Source organism: Streptomyces purpurogeneiscleroticus (assembly GCF_020024005.1).
Classification (GTDB): Bacteria; Actinomycetota; Actinomycetes; order Streptomycetales; family Streptomycetaceae; genus Streptomyces; species Streptomyces purpurogeneiscleroticus.
In genome coordinates this window covers 1-16,263 of the sequence record NZ_NHSG01000142.1, presented here as the reverse complement: position 1 = coordinate 16,263, position 16,263 = coordinate 1, and the positions used below count along the sequence as shown (strand labels likewise).

Genomic DNA, 16,263 nt, shown 5'->3' with positions numbered 1-16,263 from the left:
CCCACCCAGCTCCCCAACACCCCCGCGCTGCCCGACGCCTCCGCTGTCGCTGAGGGTGTCACCTCGCTCGCCGGTACCGACCTGCGTCCCGGCACGCTGACCAACCCGGCCCAGGGTGCCCTGGCCACCGCCCGCCCGGTCGTCGACCAGACCGCCGCCGACGTGCTGCCGCCCGTCGCGCAGCGCGCTGTCGGCAAGGTCGTGCCGGTCGCCCAGGACGCGGTGGGCGGCGTGGGCCTGCTCGCCGGTGACGCGGCCGGCCAGGCCACCCCGTTCGCGCAGGGCACCGCCGCCGGCACCCAGGTGTTCGCCGAGGGCGCGGCCGCCGACGCCGTGCCGTTCGCGCAGGGCACGGTCGCCGACGCGCAGGGCTTCGCCCAGGGCACCGCCACCACCGCGGTTCCGTTCGCCCAGGGCGCGGCCGCTGACGCGGTGCCGTTCGCGCAGGGTGTGGCCGCCGACGCGCAGCCGTTCGCGCAGGGTGTCGCGACCGACGCCGTGCCGTTCTCGCAGGGCCTGGCCACCACCGTGGCCGCCCACGGCCAGGAGACCGCGGGCAATGCCGCCGCCGGTGTGCAGCGCATCATCCCCGTCGACATCGCGCAGACCGACCTGACCAGCCCCGCCAACATCCCGGCGCTGCCGGTCCTGGCGGGCTGAACCCCGGATTCCCGGGCCGGCGCCCGGGTGCCCGCCGGCCGGCGTTTTGGGGACGCCGCCCGCAGGGCCCCCGGTGACCACCGCCGGTAATGAGCAGCACGAGCAGTACCAAAAAGCCGCTGGACGGCCCTCGTTGGGGAGGGGGCCGTCCAGCGGCTTTTCCGCTGCGGGGAGCCGCAGTCGATCAACCGGTTCTCAGGACTTCGGTACTCTGAGCCGCTCCCAGCTCACCTTCCCCGGTATGCCGTCCGCGTCCTTGCCGCCGAAGCCGAGCTTGCGCTGCCACGCCGCGTAGGACTTGCGGTCGGCCTCCGTCCAGTACGGCCCCGGCCCGTCCTCGTAGTGCGAGCAGCCCTCCGCGACCAGCCGCTTGCCCATCGCCGTGATGATCGGGCTGTGCGCGCCGGCCTGGAAGAAGCCGCCGCCGGGGAAGCGCTCGTACCGGGTGCCGGGGCGCGGCCGCTCCGGTGCGGGCTTCTCGGGCGCGGGCTTCTGGTCCTGGCCACCGCCACCAGTGCCACCGCCACCAGTGCCACCGCCACCACCGCCGCCGTTCCCGCTCGGCTTGCCCGCGAGCCGCTTCTTGATCCGGTCCCGCATCCCCTCCATCGTGAAGCCGCGCGGGTCCGTCTTGCCCGGCTGCCACTCCTTGTGGCCGATGACGGACTTCTCGCTCCAGCCGTGCGCCCGGCAGATCGCCGCCGACACCTTCTCGATCGCGGCCTTCTGCTCCTCGGGCCAGGGGTCGTCGCCGTCGCCGAGGTTGATGCACTCGAAGCCGTAGAAGTGGCGGTTGCCGTCGGTGTTGGCCGCGTTGTCGCGCGGCAGGCTCGACTCGTTGACCACCGCGCGCAGGACGTCGGAGTCGCCGAGCCCGGCGTGGTTGGCGCGGCCGTTGCCGACCAGCCAGACCTCGCCCTTCTTGTCGATGACGCCGTGGCACAGCGGTCCCGGCAGCCCGGAGCGGCCCTCGTAGCAGAGGTTGACGGAACTCTCGGTGCCCTTGGTGACGGTGTGGTGGATCATCACGCCGTTCAGCGGGCCCCACGGGCCCTTGCTGTTCCTGTTGTGCCGGCGCCAGTTGCGGACTTCGTGGACGGTCAGGCCCTCTTTGCGCAGGACCTCCACCAGGCGCGACGCGCTCAGCGGCTCGGCCATCGTTGTGCTCCTTCCTCGACCCGGCCCGGGCGGGCCGGTCCCCCGGTCGGCGGCGCGCGGGATCACCCGCGCGCCGCCTTCTGCGTAACGGGTGGCGCAGTCCCCGTGGCGCCACCCGCGGTGTCACTCCTCCGTCAGCGACTCCGCCTCGGCCGTCGTCTGCGAGCGCAGTGCAGCGCCGTGCGCCGGGCCGGCGGAGGCCACGTCGGCGGGCTCGTTCTCGGCGTCCGCCGCGGCTTCGGCGGTCCGCGCCTCCTCCTCGGCCGCCAGTTCCTCGTCGCTGGCCGCGGCGATCTCCCCGGCCAGCGGCTTGAACGCCAGCCGCAGGTCGGAGACGGTCTTCTCGCCCATCACCCAGCCCAGCGGCGCGTAGTGCACCTGCGGCCCGAGCGGTCCCTGGAGCAGCGGGCGGCGTGCGGCGTCCGTCGGCCACTCGACGCCGCCGGTGGCCGTACGCGCCGGGACCAGCCAGAAGTCGCCGCTGCGGTAGGTGCTGCCGGCCGCGAAGTACACCTCGACGCCGTCCTCCAGCGGCAGCCAGGCGCCTTCCTCGACGCGCACCGCACCGTTCTTCAACCGCCCGGACGCGCCCTTCTTCGTCGCACGCTCCTGCGCCCGGCCGCCCTCGCGGTGGTCCCAGCGACGCAGGTACGGGCTCCGCTCGGGCAGCCGGCCGACGCCCTGCGCGGGCTCGTCCGAGAGGCGTACCCGGCGGCCCGGCAGGTCCAGTTCCTCGACCCGCAGCAGCGGGTGGGCGTCGAGCCGCGAGGCGACCGCGGAGTCCATGAACTCCACCCAGTCGCCGACGTCCAGGTCCAGCTTGTCGTCGTTGCCCAGCGTGGCCAGCTCGACCCAGGTGCCGTCCAGGCCGTCGACCGGGAAGGTCACCGAGCCGTTCTCGCGGGACCACTTGAAGGTGGCGTCCTTGGCCGCGCCGCCCTCGTGGATCTCGATCCGGTACAGCTGGTTCTCCGGGCCGCGGTAGCGGGCGTCCGGCTTGACCAGGCACGGGTCGTCGTCGGCGTGGTCGGGGCGCTCGCTGCGCACGGCGAGCCGCGCGGTCGCCTTCCGCTGCTCGGCGACCCACTTGCGGAACGCCTCGCGGACCGGGGCCTTCTTCGTCTCGTCGCCCTCGATGTCCAGCTCGCCGCCGGGCAGCGGCAGCACCTGCCAGACGACCTTGAGGCGGGCCGCGGTGTCCGGCAGCGCCGCGCCGAGCGCGACCTCGCGCAGCGCCGGGTCCTCGGCCGCGGTGACCGAGCGCTCCCAGACCTTGAGGTAGGCCAGGTACGGGAATTGGGTGGGCAGCCGGTCCTCGGGGCGCTCGGCGTCGCGGTAGGCGTCGGGCTGGTCCCAGTACGTCCAGGTGGCCGGCGGCTCGGCGGCCGCGCCCTCGCCGTCCTTGTCGTCGTCCTTGGCGTCGGCCTCGGCCGGGTCCGGTACGGGGACGCCCGGTTGCGGCCGGTACGCCTCGACCAGGATGCCGTCGACGTAGTACCGGCCGGGGCTGATCGACAGGTCGTCGAGCTCGCGGCTGCCACCGGTCATGTCGATCTTGAAGCCGGCGTCACCGGCCGGGCCGCCGTGCTGCCCTATCAGGTCGGTGGCGGTCACCCGCGCCTGGTAGAGCTGGATCGCGGTCTGCTCGTTGGCGTCCGCGTCCAGCTGGACGCGGCCCTGCTGGGCGAGGACGGCGGAGTACCGAGCGTCCGGCCGGAAGGTGATGCGGGAGAGATCTGCGTGCATGTGAAGGGTTCCCCCTCGTGATGAAGCTCGTGAAGAAGCTGGTGGTGGTCGGCTGGCGGGTGGCGGCGGATATCGGCTCAGGTCACGAAGAAGATCCCCGCATCCGTTCCGGCCGGTGTGTACTCCGCGAGCCGCGCCCGCAGGCTGTCCTCGCGCTGCGGCTGGTACAGGTCGTGGAAAGCACCCAGTTCGGCCCCGTCCTCGGCGGCGCGCCGGCAGCCCTCGCCGGCCGGGCCGTCCGGACGCGGCGCCGCCAACTGCCCGTACGCGGGCGTGCCGTACCGCTCGCTGCGCAGCACCGGCCGTACGGCACCGGCCTGTTCGGGACCGACCAGGTCGGGCAGGCAGCGGTACCGGCGCGGCGTCCGGGAGCCCGGCGTGACGTAGGAGTACCGGATGCAGCCGAGCTGCCGCCGGGCGACGTGCAGCCGCCCGGTGAAGAGCGAGTTCTCGGCGAGCTGCACGGCGTGCACGTGGACTTCGCCGATCACCGTGGTGCGGTGCGCGTGCAGGACCGCGTGCGCGTGCCGGCAGTCCGGCGCGGAGAGCGCCTCGCGGTCGTGCCCGGTGGCGTCCAGGATGCTGTCGCGGATGTGGATCGGCAGCGGGTCGGTGGACACCTCGTCCCCGATGACCTCGATGGTGCCGAGGATCGTCCGGTCGATCTCCACGCACGCGCTCGTCCGGTCCAGCACGAGGCTGGGTTCCTCGGGGGAGTGCGGCTGGCACTCCGGCTCCAGCGACCAGCCGGGGACGAGCGTGCAGTGCCGCAGCGCGAGCGCGCCGACCGGGCCCTGGACGTTGATCCCGCGGCCGGTGATCAGCAGCCCGTCCAGCACCATCCGCGGCCGGTCACCCGCCGCGCACTCCTCGTCCCGCGCCCGGATGTTGAGCGCGTCGGGCCGGTTGCTGTACCAGTCCAGCAGCCGGATCACCGGCCGCGTGCCCTCGGCGGCGCGCACCTCCAGGCGGTCGCCCGGGTCCAGGTCGAAGTCCAGCTGTTCCTGGTAGGCACCGCTGTGGGTGATCTCGATGATGCCGTCGGGCCCGCAGCGCCCGGCCCGCCGGTCGTTCTGCCACTGCCCGTACGCGTCCATGATCCGCTGGTACGTCTGGCCGGGTCCGACCCGGTACACGGCCGCGTCCGCCGGGGTCGCCCGCTCGCGGAGGTACTCGCCGCCGCCCAGGTCGTCCCCGAAGGCGTAGTGGTACGTGACCCACACGCCCTGGCGCGGGGCGGAGCGCGAGCCGAAGGCGATGCGGCCCAGCTCCGGGTCGACGGCGACCTGGCCGCGCTTGGGCCGGTAGCGCCAGTCGCTGAGGTCGGCCACCACGATGTCGGACGGGTCGACCGGCTCCCGCTGGCCGTCCCGCCAGATCGTGAAGGACTTGCCGGGCCCGTAGTAGTCCGCGAGCCGGTCGTGCAGCTGCCGGCGGCGGACGTACGCCGGGACGTTGTCGATGGTCGCGATGTGGGTGGCCGACGGCTCCGGCTCGGGCTTGGTGACCAGCGGGGTGTCGTTGCCGAGGATGGAGAACGTGTACAGGTTGCGGGCCCGGTCGATGCAGTACGCGGGCGCCCGCGTCACCGAGTACGGCTTGAGCCGCCACACGTAGAGGCCCACTCCGGCGGGGGAGAGGCCGCCCTGGCGGCGGCGCGAGTCGGCCCGGCGGACGTCCGCCGAGCGGGCCGTCGCGCCGAACGGGCCGCCCGCCAGATCCAGCGCGGCCGAGTCCCGTACGTCGACCGACCGGCCGCGCGCGGCCCGCCGCCCGTTGACGGCGGCGGTCCCCGAGCCGTACAGCTTCACCGGCTGGTCGTGGGAGAGCAGCCGGGAGAACTCCACGGCCCGCGCGGGCCAGTTCGCCACCTCCGCGGACAGCTCCTCCAGCAGTGCGAGGGTGCCCTTGCGGCGGCGGTTGGCGACCGTGGACGCTACGTCGCGGCGCGGGGCCAGTGCCTCGGCGAGCCGCCTGCGCGAGGAGTCCGGCAGCCCGCCGTCCTTCAGGCCGGTGGCCAGCACCCGCTCGTATCCGGGCAGCGGCTTGTAACCCACCAGGTCACCGAGGTACGGCAGCACCCATTCCGCCGCCGTCTCCACGAACCAGTCGTCGTACTGCTGCTCGACCCCGTCGCGTACGAGGTCGACCTGCTCGGCGATCACCGCGAGCAGCGCGCGCAGCGGCTCGCCGTTCTCGGCATCCCTCAGCCGGTGCCACTGCGGGAGCAGCTCCGCGAGCCCGTCCGGCTCCCTGGACATCACTTGACCTCCGTCAGAATCATGGTGTCGGCGACCTGCGGCGAGAACAGCGCGAGCTGGGCGGGCCGGATGCCGCGGAAGACGCACACCGAACGGCCCTTGGCCAGCGGCCGGGTGTCGGTGATGTCCGGGTTCAGGCGCAGCAGTTCGGCGAGCGGGATGCCGTTGCGGGCCGCGACCGAGGAGAGCGATTCGCCCTTCGCGTCGGTGACCCGGTACAGCTGCTCGTCGTAGGTGGCCCGGCGGGCCGGGACCGTGGTCTGCGGGGCCGCCAGCCGCTCGCCGAGCCCGGCCAGGTCGGCGGGCGAGGCGGAGGCCGGTACGCCCGTGAAGGCGTCCACGTCCACGTAGTCCACACCGGGCACGGACTGGGCGGTGGCCAGCACCTCCGACAGCCTCGCGGGCTGCCCCAGTTCGCGGCCTTCGTAGCCGAGGGTGCGCAGCAGGGCGGCCCGTACGCGCGGTCGGACCGCCGCCCAGGAGTGGTCCGGCGCGACCTTGACCTTGGCGACCAGGAGCAGCAGGACCAGCTCCCGCACGTCGACGCGCACGGGCAGCGCGGCGTCCCCGTACTCGGCGAGCGAGGACCGCAGCGCCTGAAGGACCTCGGCGTCGGCCGCTACCGGGTTGTCGTCCACCCCGGCCACGGTCAGATGCAGCACCTGCCGCCGCCCGTCGTACAGTTCGGCCGCCGCCGCCCGGCCGATGCCGGCCCGGGAGCGCGCGAAGTCCTCGTAGTCGGGGAGCGAGACCAGCCGGTCCAGCGCGGAGACCGCGAGCGGGACCGTGCGGCGGGTGAGCCCGGGTCCGTCGGCGTCCGCGCCGCCCGTGGCGGGCTGCGGGTTGGTGACGCCGGTGACGCCCAGCGGGCGGGTGATCGCCTGGGTGATGCGGCCCGCCTTGACGTTGGCGGCACGCCCGGTACCGAAGCGGTAGCGGGCCCGGACGTTCTCGTGGCCGGTGGGCAGCCGCGCGCCGTGCACGCCGTCGCCGAAGGTCACCGTCGTCCGGCCGTCCCCGGCCGCGCCCAGCACGTACACCCGCTCGCGCGGCCCGCGCCCGGCCAGGCTGTCGACCCGGTGCCACAGCAGCCCGTCGACCCGGATCTCCAGCTCGGGCACCGCGCCCAGCGGATTGTCGTCGGGCAGCCAGGTGAGCGGCGACTGCCACAGCGCGAACGCCTGGTTCGCCTGCTCCGCGTTCCCGCTGCCCAGCGGCTCGTCCCGGCTCTCGCCGTGGGTGGCCGGCACGACATTGCCCTGGATGCGGACGGTGTCGCGGCGGTACCGGTAGGCGAGGTCGGCGGTGAGCGTGAGGACCGTGTGGACGTGGTCGCCCGGCAGGTTCTCGTCCAGCCGCTGGTCGACCGCGGCGATCACCGCCAGCTCCGTGCCGCGCACCCCGGCCGAGCCGGGGATGTCGGTCCGCTCGCCGGAGACGACGATGTACCGGCCGGGGCGCAGCCCCTCGTACAGATCGGCCAGCTCCAGCTCGTTGCCGTGCACGTCCTCGCCCAGCGGCTCGTCCGCGCTGCGCAGCGGCTCGCCGCCCGCGTGCACGGTCGTGTCCCGGATCGCCGACAGAACGACGTCGTGCTCGTCCAGCCACGGGTCGGCGAGCGTCAGTTCCGTACCGCGCCCGGTGATCCCGAAGTTGGTGTACGCGGCGGTGCGGACGGCGGTCACACGGGTGGTGACGAACGCCAGCTTCTTGTCGCCGGGGATGCCGTCCGGGCCTTCGGCGCCCTTGCGGGGCCGCTGGACGGCGACCCAGCTGCCGACCGTGATGCCGTCCTGCACCGACTCCAGCGGCAGGACGTAGCGGTTGGCGGGCTCGGGCACGGTGGCGATGCCGATCTCCACGGCGGGCGGCTCGCTGCCCGGCGTGCGCCGCACGGTCACCTCGTACTCGCCGTGCCGGACCTGGTGCTTGTCGCCCGGCGCGAGGTCCCAGGTCTTGGTGTCGCCGTTGTTGACGGCGACCTCGATCTTCCCGTCCTCGTCGGGGCGGGCCACGAACAGGGAGCGCTCGGGCAGCCCGGCGAGCAGCCGGACGGTGACCCCGGGCTCCTGGGACTCGGTCGGGCGGCGGCCCAGCCAGCTCAGGTCGCGGTCCTGCCCGGTACGGGTGGACACCTGGACCCGGCCGGGGCCCAGGTCGAAGGAGTTCTCGGACGGCAGGTTCTCCGTGTACTGGACCGAGCTGCCGGTCTCGACGTGCTGGAACTCCGCCTTCACCGGCACCTTGCCGGCCGTGTCGAAGACGATCCGCACGCTGGTCAGCACGCCGCCGGTGAGCGGCCAGTCGGCCGTGCGGATGACCCGGCCCGCCTTGTCCTGCACGGGCTTGAGCGGCGCGGTGGCCCCGAAGGGCGCGGATGTCACCCGCATCGCCAGCAGCGCGCGCAGCGCGGCGGGCGTCGCGGGCGCGGCCTGCCGCCACGCCGTGTACATCCCGTCGGACAGCCGCGGGTCCAGCGCGGACAGCAGCCGCGCGGTGAGGTCCGAGCCGGGCGCGAAGAGACGTCCGGGGTCGCGCGAGACGGCCCGCGCGCCGGACGGGGGACGCACGACGCTCGTACGGAGGGCGGGCAGCACGGCGTCCAGGGCCCGCAGCGCGGGCGTGGGCCGCGGGGCACCGGCCTTCTTGGGCTGCGGCTCCGACGGGGGCACGGTCCGGGCGGGCTCCAAGTCCCCGGCCCGCTCCCGGAGTTCCCCGATCACCGCTTCGAGCTGCTCGAACCAGGCCGCGACCTCCTCGTACGGCGCGGCGAGCACCTGCGCCTCGGCCAGCCGCTCGTGCGGTCCCGCCAGGCGCTCGGCGAACGCGGCAGGCGTCTTGGCCGCCTCGCCCTCCAGGTCCTTGCGCAGCGGCGCCAGCACCTGCGTGTCGAAGGTCTCGATCAGCTTGCTGACCGGCCGCGGGTTCGGCGTCTCGGCGGTGGGCGGCCCGGGCTCGTCCGGGTCGTCGGGGTCGCCGCCGTCCTCGGGCTCGGTGATCCACTGCTTCAGCTCGTCGACCAGCTCCTTGAGCGTGGGCGGCGCGGACTGCTGCAGCCCGATCGCGGTGACGTCCTCCTCCCGGTCGATGCGCACCTTGGCGACCGGCAACAGCTGCTGCTCCTTGCCACCGAAGTCGAAGAGCAGCTGGTCGCCGGTCTGCAGGGAGGTGTTCGTGCCCGAGACGTACAGCTCCGACCGCTTCTTCAGGTCCTCGGGGACCAGCAGCGCGGGCCGCCGCCTGCGGACCTTCAGCTCGTTCCACGCCCAGCGCGCGGTGAGGTCCTCGCTCGTCTCGAAGGTCTGCGACTCCTCGCCGGTGGCCGCCGGCACGCTGTGGCTGCGCGCGCCGCGCGGGATGACGACCGGCAGGTCCTCGGCGCGCGGGTCCTTGTCCAGGGTGTACGCGAGGTGGGTGTCGGCCGCGACGCCGGGCCGCGGCCGGTGCCCGACCAGCCGCCCGAGCAGCGCGAGCGACCGGTGCTCATTGGCGGTACGCAGATACCCCTCGTCCGCGATCCGCTCGCTGTGGAACGTCAGTACGTCACCGAGGACCGCCCAGGCGTCCAGCAGCCCGATCGCGGGATCGTCGGTGGTGCGGACGGTCAGGCCGCGCAGCGCCGGGTAGGCGGGCGAGGCGAGCCGGTCCAGCATCCCGGCCAGGAACGTGCCGTACGTACCGACGCGGTAGTCCAGGGCCGTCCGGGCCGGCGGGTTGTACAGGGCGTCCGGGGCGCGCCGCTCGTCGCTGCCGCCCCCGCAGCCGCAGCCGCATGTGGCGCTCATCGGGCACCCCCGAACTCTCCGAGGTCGATGACCAGCCGGCCGTTCTCCGGGCGATCGGGGTCGTTGTCGCACACGGCGATCTCCAGCGGGCCGAGCCGCAGCACACCGTCCTCCAGTGCTCTGTTGTCGGTGTTGTCGATGGTTCCTCGGGAGAAGAGGCGCTGCAGGCGGGTCACCCGCACGCTCTCCACGCCCGGTACGGCCGCGGCGACCGCGGTGAGACGGCTCAGCCGCACCGGTTCGCCGAACGTCAGCGCGTCCGGGTGGAAGAAGCCGAGGCGTCCGCCGGACAGCCGCCGGCTGCCGAGTACGCGCGTCAACTCGGCCAGGATGCGGCCGTGTTGATGGCCCGGTGCCGCGCACACCTCGAACTCGATGTCGAGCGGCACCGTGCGGGCCGGCTCCACGACCAGGTCGTGGCCGATCCGCCGGTAGCTCTCCAGCGCGTACGCGACGGAGTCCAGCAGCTGGGGCGTGGGCTCGCCGGTGCGCGCCGCGTCGATCGCGACGTGCGCCTCCTGCACGCTGCCGGTCCAGCGGATCTCGGCCGCCGCCCGCTGCACACCGGGCAGCGCGGACGCCAGCTCCGCGTAGTCGGCGGCGGTGACGGCCCGTTGGCGGGTGCGCTTGAGGTCGAGCGGCGCGAGCTGCCGTACCTGCTCGACGGACTCGGGCGCGGCGCCCCCGATCGCGGGCAGCGGATTCCGCACCCCCGCCACCGGCATCGGGTCACCCCCGTCCGACTCCTCTGCGTCACGGCTGAGCACCAGGTGATTGATGGCCTCGGCGCCCACATTGCCCGCCGTGCCGCCGCCCAGCCGGTAGTGCAGGGTGAGCCGGCTGCCGGGCTCCGGGCGCGCGCCGTACCGGCCGTCCCCGAAGCGCAGCGCGATCCGCCCGTCGTCCTCCAGCTCGCCCACGAAGTGCCGGTCGCGCGGCCCGCTGTCCAGCAGGTCGCGGCGCGGCACCCAGGTGTGCTCGCCGTCCTCGATCCGTACGGCGGGGAGCGCGGCCCGTGGGTCGGGCGCCAGGCTCGCCGCCGGGCCGTGCAGCACCGGCTCGTCCGGGTGCAGCCCCGCCGCGTACGCCGGTCCCCAGCTGTGCGCGATCTCCCAGGCGATCCGCGCGTCCAGCACCGCGCCGGCCCGCGCCCGCGCGCTCAGCACGTCCAGCCGGCGCAGCTTGGGCGCGAGAAGCCGGTCCTCGCGGTGCAGCAGCTCGCGCAGTGCCCGCACGGGGTGCCGGTGCAGCTCGAGGTGTTCCAGCGTCCGCAGCCCGAACAGGACGGTCAGCTCGGAGATCTCCGCCTCCGACAGCCCGTCGTGGTCCCGGGCGCTGCGCCACAGCTCCACCAGCCGCGCCCGTACCCGCTCCCGGATACCGGCCAGCCGCTCCGCCTGCCCCGCCGCCACCAGCTCGGGGCGCGGGAACGGCACGGTCTGGGCGACGGGGGAGCGGTGCAGGACGGGCCGGAAGCGCGCACGGATCCCCGGGTACACGGACTGCGCGAGCAGTGTGCGCAACGCCTCGGCCTGCGCATACACCGTTCCCGGCACGACCTTCTCGCGCCGCTGCCCGGCCAGCTCCAGGCCCAGCCCGGCCCGTACGGTCGCCTCCTCGCCGACCACCTCGAACAGCTCACGGATGTCGTCGGCGGTCAGCGCCCGGTGCTGCTTCGTCTTGTCCATCAGGTGCTCGATGGTGCGCGCCGTGACGTTCCCGCTGTCCTTGTGGTCGGCGCACCCGAAGGCGGGCGGCTCGCAGGACCCGGTCACGGCCGGTACGGGCGGCACGGTCACCGTCTCCGGTACGCCCTCCGGGCACTCCCCGAAGGTCAGCGACCGCCCGTGGTCGACGAGCGCCACATTGCCGCGCGCCACGCTCACGTCGTCCACCGGCGCGCAGTCCGTCCCGCCCCGCGTCGACAGGCACAGCGGGAACGTCAGCGCGTCCTCCTGCGCCCAGGTGACCTCCAGCACCGGCTGGCCGTCGAGCTGGTCGACGGCGGGGGTGACGGAGGTCAGCCGGACGGCCTGCCGGTGGCCCGGGTCCTGGTCGCCGGGCGTCCCCGTACGCGGCCCCTTCACCTCCTCGAAGAGCAGCAGGTCCCCGGGGGCCAGCTTCAGGGAGCGGGTCTCGCAGGCATCGTCCGCCCACTCGTCCCGCAGCGTCGCCGAAGTCGCGCCCTTCGGGAGGGCACACACCTCATCGCCCCAGGTCCACAGCCGGATGGCGTTGTGCTCCGGACGCAGCCGCAGCGGCGCGTCACCGACCGGCTCGAAGACCTCCACGGACCCGCGCTCGTCCAGTACGGCCAGGTCCCGGTCGTCGATGACGGTGCCGATCTCCGGCCGGTCGCGCGGCCCGTACGTACGGAAGTCCACCGCGGCGAAGCGGAACGTCCCCGGGAGCAGCACGAGGTCGGAGGCCACCTCGACGGACACGAACGCTCGCGCGCTGCACCCGTCGTGCATCGGATAGTCGATGAGCCGGACGTGCCGACGCACGGAGACCCGCTTGCGCGCGGTGTCCAGGTACGCCTCCGTAGCGACCGCGTCCTGCTGGTAGCTGATCTGGTCGGCGGTGTACGCCAGCATCTCCACGAGCGTCATGCCCAGGTCGGCGGGGTTGCGCTCGACCCAGTCCGGCGTGGTCAGCCGCAGCCGGTCCAGGACGAGCTGGCGCAGCGTCTCGTAGTCCCGCGCGGTGTAGTCGATGACGGGCGCGGACTTGAAGGTGTCGGGGCAGTCCGACTCCCCTTCCGCTTCCCCTTCCGCGCAGTCGAAGGGGCTCGGGCAGTCGGTCCGGAACCGGAAGTCGGTGGTGAAATAGCGCTGGTCGAAGCCCTCGTACGGCTCCGTCCCCGGCCGCCCGTACGGATCGGTCTCCACGACCGACAGGCGGTACCGGGACGTGTCCCCCGTGCGGTCGAGGGTGACATGCACGCGATCGTCGAGCTCGGGGTCGTCCTCCCGCTCGACGGAGACCTCCAGCGCCTCGATCCCCGTGATCCGCCGCCCGCCGTCGATCCGGAAGTTCTCCGGGCACAGCCCGTGCGGCGCCTTCCCGAGGAAGGTGACGGTCAGCGTCACCCCGTCGTCCGCGACCTCCACGCCGTCGATGCCGTTCAGCCGCGCCGCTCTGATCCGTCCGCGCCGCTGGTCGGTACGGCACACCAGCTCACCGCTGATGAGCTGCTGCTCACTCATATCTCGCCCCGCCCCTCGAACACTTCATCGCGCCTGCTCGCGGTGGAGCGCACCACATAGCGCAGATACACCCGTACGACGTTCTCCTCGTTCACCACGTCGAGCGACTCGACCTCGATCAGGTCGCCGAGCCACCGCTGCAGCGACGCCTGCACGGACAGCTCGACCGCCGACGCCAGCTCCGGGCTGTTCGGCGTGAAGACCAGGTCCAGCAGCCCGCAGCCGAAGTCCGGCCGCATGACCCGCTCACCCGGACTGGTGAACAGCAACTGCTCGATCAGATCGCGCACATGCTCGTCGTGGTCTGCGTGCGCGGTCCGCCCCCGCCGGTCCGTCCGGAACGGAAAAGCGATCTCACTCCGCACTTTCTTCACAGCCCTCATCGGCTGGACACCCCCTGATGGACGGGCGCCACGACCGGCGGGCCCTGCGGCACCAGCCCGGCGCTGAAACACATCGCCGCCGAGGTGTCCAGCAGTACCGGCACCCCGTCGATCCGTACCTCGTCGCCGCCGCCGGCCGGCATCCAGCGCACGCTGGTGCACGGCTGCGGGCGGCCGCCGACGGAGTGCGGGCAGCCGCTGACCGTGAAGAGGTCGGCGGCGGTGACGGCGGGCAGACCGTCGATGCGCACGCCTGTACCGGCAGCCGCGGTGGACACCGCACGACCGCCGTGCGGGCAGCTGATCACCGCGCCGCCGTGCACGAGATTCCCGTTCCCCACGTCTTCTCGCTCCCCCGTCTCCGCTATCGCTTCCTGATGCATGGCGTCCCGGCCATCGCTTCTCGGGCCGTTGCTTCTCGCGTTATCGCTTCTCGAGTCATCGCTTCTTCGGCACGGTCAGCCGGCCCTCGTTGATGTCGACCTGGTCGCCCTGGAGCACGATCGACGCTCCCGCCCCGTTGTTGATCTGCACCCCCGCCGCATTGATCCGCACATACGCACCACCCGGCGCCTGCAGCAGAATCCCTTCCTCCGGCACATCGGACAGCACGATCTTGTGATGCCCCTGCGTCTCGATGACCACCGGCTCGGCCCCGGCCCGCGCCCCGGCCTGCGCGTCCACCGGCATTTCCGTCTCCGCCCCGTACCAACACCCGGTCCACACAGGGAAACTCGGATCCCCCTGCTCGAACTCGATCCACACCCCGGCACCTTCACTCGGGATCACGTACTGACCCGCCTGCGCGCCCGTGAACGGAAAACAGGGCATGGCCCACGTCGACGCCTCGTCCCCGAGAACGTCGGGCACATGAGCCGTGATCCGTCCCATCCGCAAGGGATCGTTGTTGCTCGCCACCCGGCCCCGGAACTTGCCGAGGAAGCGATTGTTCGATGCTGGCGCCATCTGCGGTGTCTTTCTCCTGGGTGGTACGAGCGGGTGGTACGGAGTTGAGTGGTACGAGCGGGTGGTAGGGGGGATTACGGACGAACGACGTTGCTGCGGGCGATGAGCCCTTCCCGCGAAAGCGTGAAATTCTGCTGGTACGAACCCGGCCGGAGGTTATGAGTGACGCTCTTGACGTAATAGTCCCCGTCGTACGTCACACCGGCCCCGCGGACTCCGACCAACTCCCGCGGCCGCAGCACGTATCCGTGCCGGTTCACATCCAACTGGCCCGACCCACTGATGGCGTCGGCACTCGTCGCGGCGCGCCCGAGCGCCTCCGCCTTCGCCAACGCCTCGTCCTTCTTCGCCGTCCCGCTGAGGGTCTTGCGCTTGAGGGCGGGAGAGGCGCGCCGGCCGAGTGGCGGCCGCAACGGACTGATATCCGGCTGTGCGAGCAACGGCGCCCGCCGCGTCACGGGATCCTGCACCCGAGCCTGCGGCTCTTCTCTCGCCGTCCCGTCATAGGCGAACGTCAACTGATCCACAGTCGAGTTCACATCCATATTCACATTCAAGGCATGCTGCCGCTGCCCGAGCCGCTGCTCGGGCCCCCAGAACGCGGTCGACCGCCCGGGCACGGGCCCGGGCTCGAGGTAAAAGGTGTACCCATTGGCCCCCGCCAACTCATTCACATACTGCAGATCAGTACCCGTCTGGTAATCCACTCGGGCCTGCTCCCGCGGGGGCTGCGGCACCTGCTCCCGAATAATCCGGGCATCGATCCCGTAATCCGCGTACTTCCCCAGGATCCGCTCCACCCGCTGCGAGGGCGCCAGATTCGGATACCGATCCGTCCGCTCCTCAAGGTCCATGAGCAGCGTCAGATCCTCCCCCGTGACCGTCAGAGTGGTCTGCCCGGGCTGATTACTCGCACCGACCTCCTGCCGCACGATGAGGCCGTCCAGGAGCACCACAGGCGTCCCCTTGACCGCAACGGTAAGAATCACCCGCGTCTTCGGATCAAAAAACCCCTCAGGCAGCAGCCGCTGAACAATCGCCCCCTTCTTGGTCAGATCAAACGCGAGCTGAAATCCACTCCTCTCACCAGCCGTACTGGTGATCTGCGCGGACAGCAGCGCCTCCGTCACCTCCTGCGGCACGAGTCGCGCCAACTTGGGCCCCATGTACAGCGACACATGGATGGGCCCACCCCCGACGGGCAGATCATCAGCCATTCCGCACCCCCGGCCCGCCCATCCCGCCGGAGAACCCACCGGGCAACGGCACGGCTATCTGCTCTCCCGGCTCATCGGTCAACTCGTCAGGCGCCAGCACAGGATTGGCATCGGCAACCCGCCACCACTGCCCCGAATCCCCGAAATACCGCTGCCCAAGCTGATCGGCCCGCTCCCCGGCGCTCACGGTATGCGGCACGGTCTCGTCGGCGTCGTGGCTGAGCGGCGGCAACAACCTCCGCTTGGCGTACTTCACCTCACTACCGTCGTGGGCTCTGTGAACACCGATCTCCACATCGTGATACCGACTGCTCCTGGGATACGGATGAGCCCCCGGCACATCGTCCAACGCACTCTCATACGGCTCGATCACGCTCAGATCCCTCCCCCAAGCCCAAGCTGCGCCAAGCTCCCGGCCCGAGCCCGCCGCGCCAACTGCTCCTTCTGCGCAAGGTGCGCGAGGTAGAGCTCAGCCCCGCGATGCCCAGCCGGCAGATCACTCACCGTCAAAATCTTCATCCCAATGGACAGCGAAGCCCGAATCGGATTCAGATTCACATCAAACGCCGACTCATTGACCGACAGCTCGGTGAGACGCACGGGCATAACCCGCTTGCTGCCCCAGGTGAACAGCGTCAACGGCATCTCAATAGGACTGATCTCAATAGTCCCCTTCTTGCTGAGCTTGGAGGCAGCACGCAGCTGCGCAGTGGTCGGCTGCACGAGCATCTCGAGCACCGCCAACTGCGGATGAATCCCATCAGGCGCAGCCACATCCAACTGATCCGTGGCATCGATCTCCGCAGTAAACTTCCACGTCTCCTGCGCCGGCCCCTTCAGTCGCAGCGCCTCATTCCGGTCCCCACCACTGTCCCCTC

At 72.3% G+C, this 16,263-nt stretch carries 11 protein-coding genes and 1 pseudogene; 1 reads left to right on the top strand and 11 read right to left on the bottom strand.

The window, feature by feature from the left end; genetic code table 11:
- A pseudogene (locus CCS38_RS07965) lies at nt 1-660 on the top strand (hypothetical protein); the annotation flags it as partial.
- Nucleotides 661-855: 195 nt separating this feature from the next.
- On the opposite strand, the gene CCS38_RS07960 reads toward CCS38_RS07965, so the two are convergent.
- The 11 genes from CCS38_RS07960 to CCS38_RS07910 form a co-directional block, all read right to left on the bottom strand.
- On the bottom strand, nt 856-1,818 hold the full coding sequence (locus CCS38_RS07960; RefSeq protein ID WP_223732485.1) for a peptidoglycan-binding protein: 963 nt from the start codon (nt 1,816-1,818) through the stop codon (nt 856-858).
- Between the two features lie 123 nt (nt 1,819-1,941).
- Complete coding sequence (locus CCS38_RS07955) at nt 1,942-3,564, bottom strand: DUF6519 domain-containing protein (RefSeq protein WP_223732484.1); 1,623 nt, start codon at nt 3,562-3,564, stop codon at nt 1,942-1,944.
- Between the two features lie 77 nt (nt 3,565-3,641).
- On the bottom strand, nt 3,642-5,825 hold the full coding sequence (locus CCS38_RS07950) for a hypothetical protein (RefSeq protein WP_223732483.1): 2,184 nt from the start codon (nt 5,823-5,825) through the stop codon (nt 3,642-3,644).
- Entirely contained in the window at nt 5,825-9,610 is a 3,786-nt protein-coding gene (locus CCS38_RS07945; protein WP_223732482.1) for a putative baseplate assembly protein, read from the bottom strand. Before CCS38_RS07945 ends, CCS38_RS07950 begins: the two co-directional genes overlap by 1 nt.
- The gene (locus CCS38_RS07940) at nt 9,607-12,819 is read right to left on the bottom strand and encodes a putative baseplate assembly protein (RefSeq protein ID WP_223732481.1); all 3,213 of its coding nucleotides are present in this window, start codon (nt 12,817-12,819) and stop codon (nt 9,607-9,609) included. The genes CCS38_RS07945 and CCS38_RS07940 overlap by 4 nt, the downstream gene beginning before the upstream one ends.
- Nucleotides 12,816-13,202 (bottom strand): GPW/gp25 family protein, encoded by a 387-nt coding sequence (locus CCS38_RS07935; RefSeq protein ID WP_030254230.1) that lies wholly within the window; start codon nt 13,200-13,202, stop codon nt 12,816-12,818. Before CCS38_RS07935 ends, CCS38_RS07940 begins: the two co-directional genes overlap by 4 nt.
- The gene (locus tag CCS38_RS07930; RefSeq protein WP_030254228.1) at nt 13,199-13,543 is read right to left on the bottom strand and encodes a hypothetical protein; all 345 of its coding nucleotides are present in this window, start codon (nt 13,541-13,543) and stop codon (nt 13,199-13,201) included. The genes CCS38_RS07935 and CCS38_RS07930 overlap by 4 nt, the downstream gene beginning before the upstream one ends.
- 97 nt (nt 13,544-13,640) lie before the next feature.
- Nucleotides 13,641-14,168, bottom strand: a complete 528-nt coding sequence (locus CCS38_RS07925; RefSeq protein WP_223732480.1) for a phage baseplate assembly protein V — start codon at nt 14,166-14,168, stop codon at nt 13,641-13,643.
- A gap of 74 nt (nt 14,169-14,242) precedes the next feature.
- Nucleotides 14,243-15,385 carry a hypothetical protein gene (locus CCS38_RS07920; RefSeq protein ID WP_223732479.1) on the bottom strand — a complete coding sequence of 381 codons (1,143 nt, stop codon included), beginning with the start codon at nt 15,383-15,385 and terminating at the stop codon, nt 14,243-14,245.
- Nucleotides 15,378-15,641 (bottom strand): LysM peptidoglycan-binding domain-containing protein, encoded by a 264-nt coding sequence (locus CCS38_RS07915; RefSeq protein ID WP_308050732.1) that lies wholly within the window; start codon nt 15,639-15,641, stop codon nt 15,378-15,380. The genes CCS38_RS07920 and CCS38_RS07915 overlap by 8 nt, the downstream gene beginning before the upstream one ends.
- Nucleotides 15,642-15,760: 119 nt before the next feature.
- On the bottom strand, nt 15,761-16,263 hold a 503-nt coding region (locus CCS38_RS07910), incomplete at its 5' end, for a hypothetical protein (RefSeq protein ID WP_223732478.1).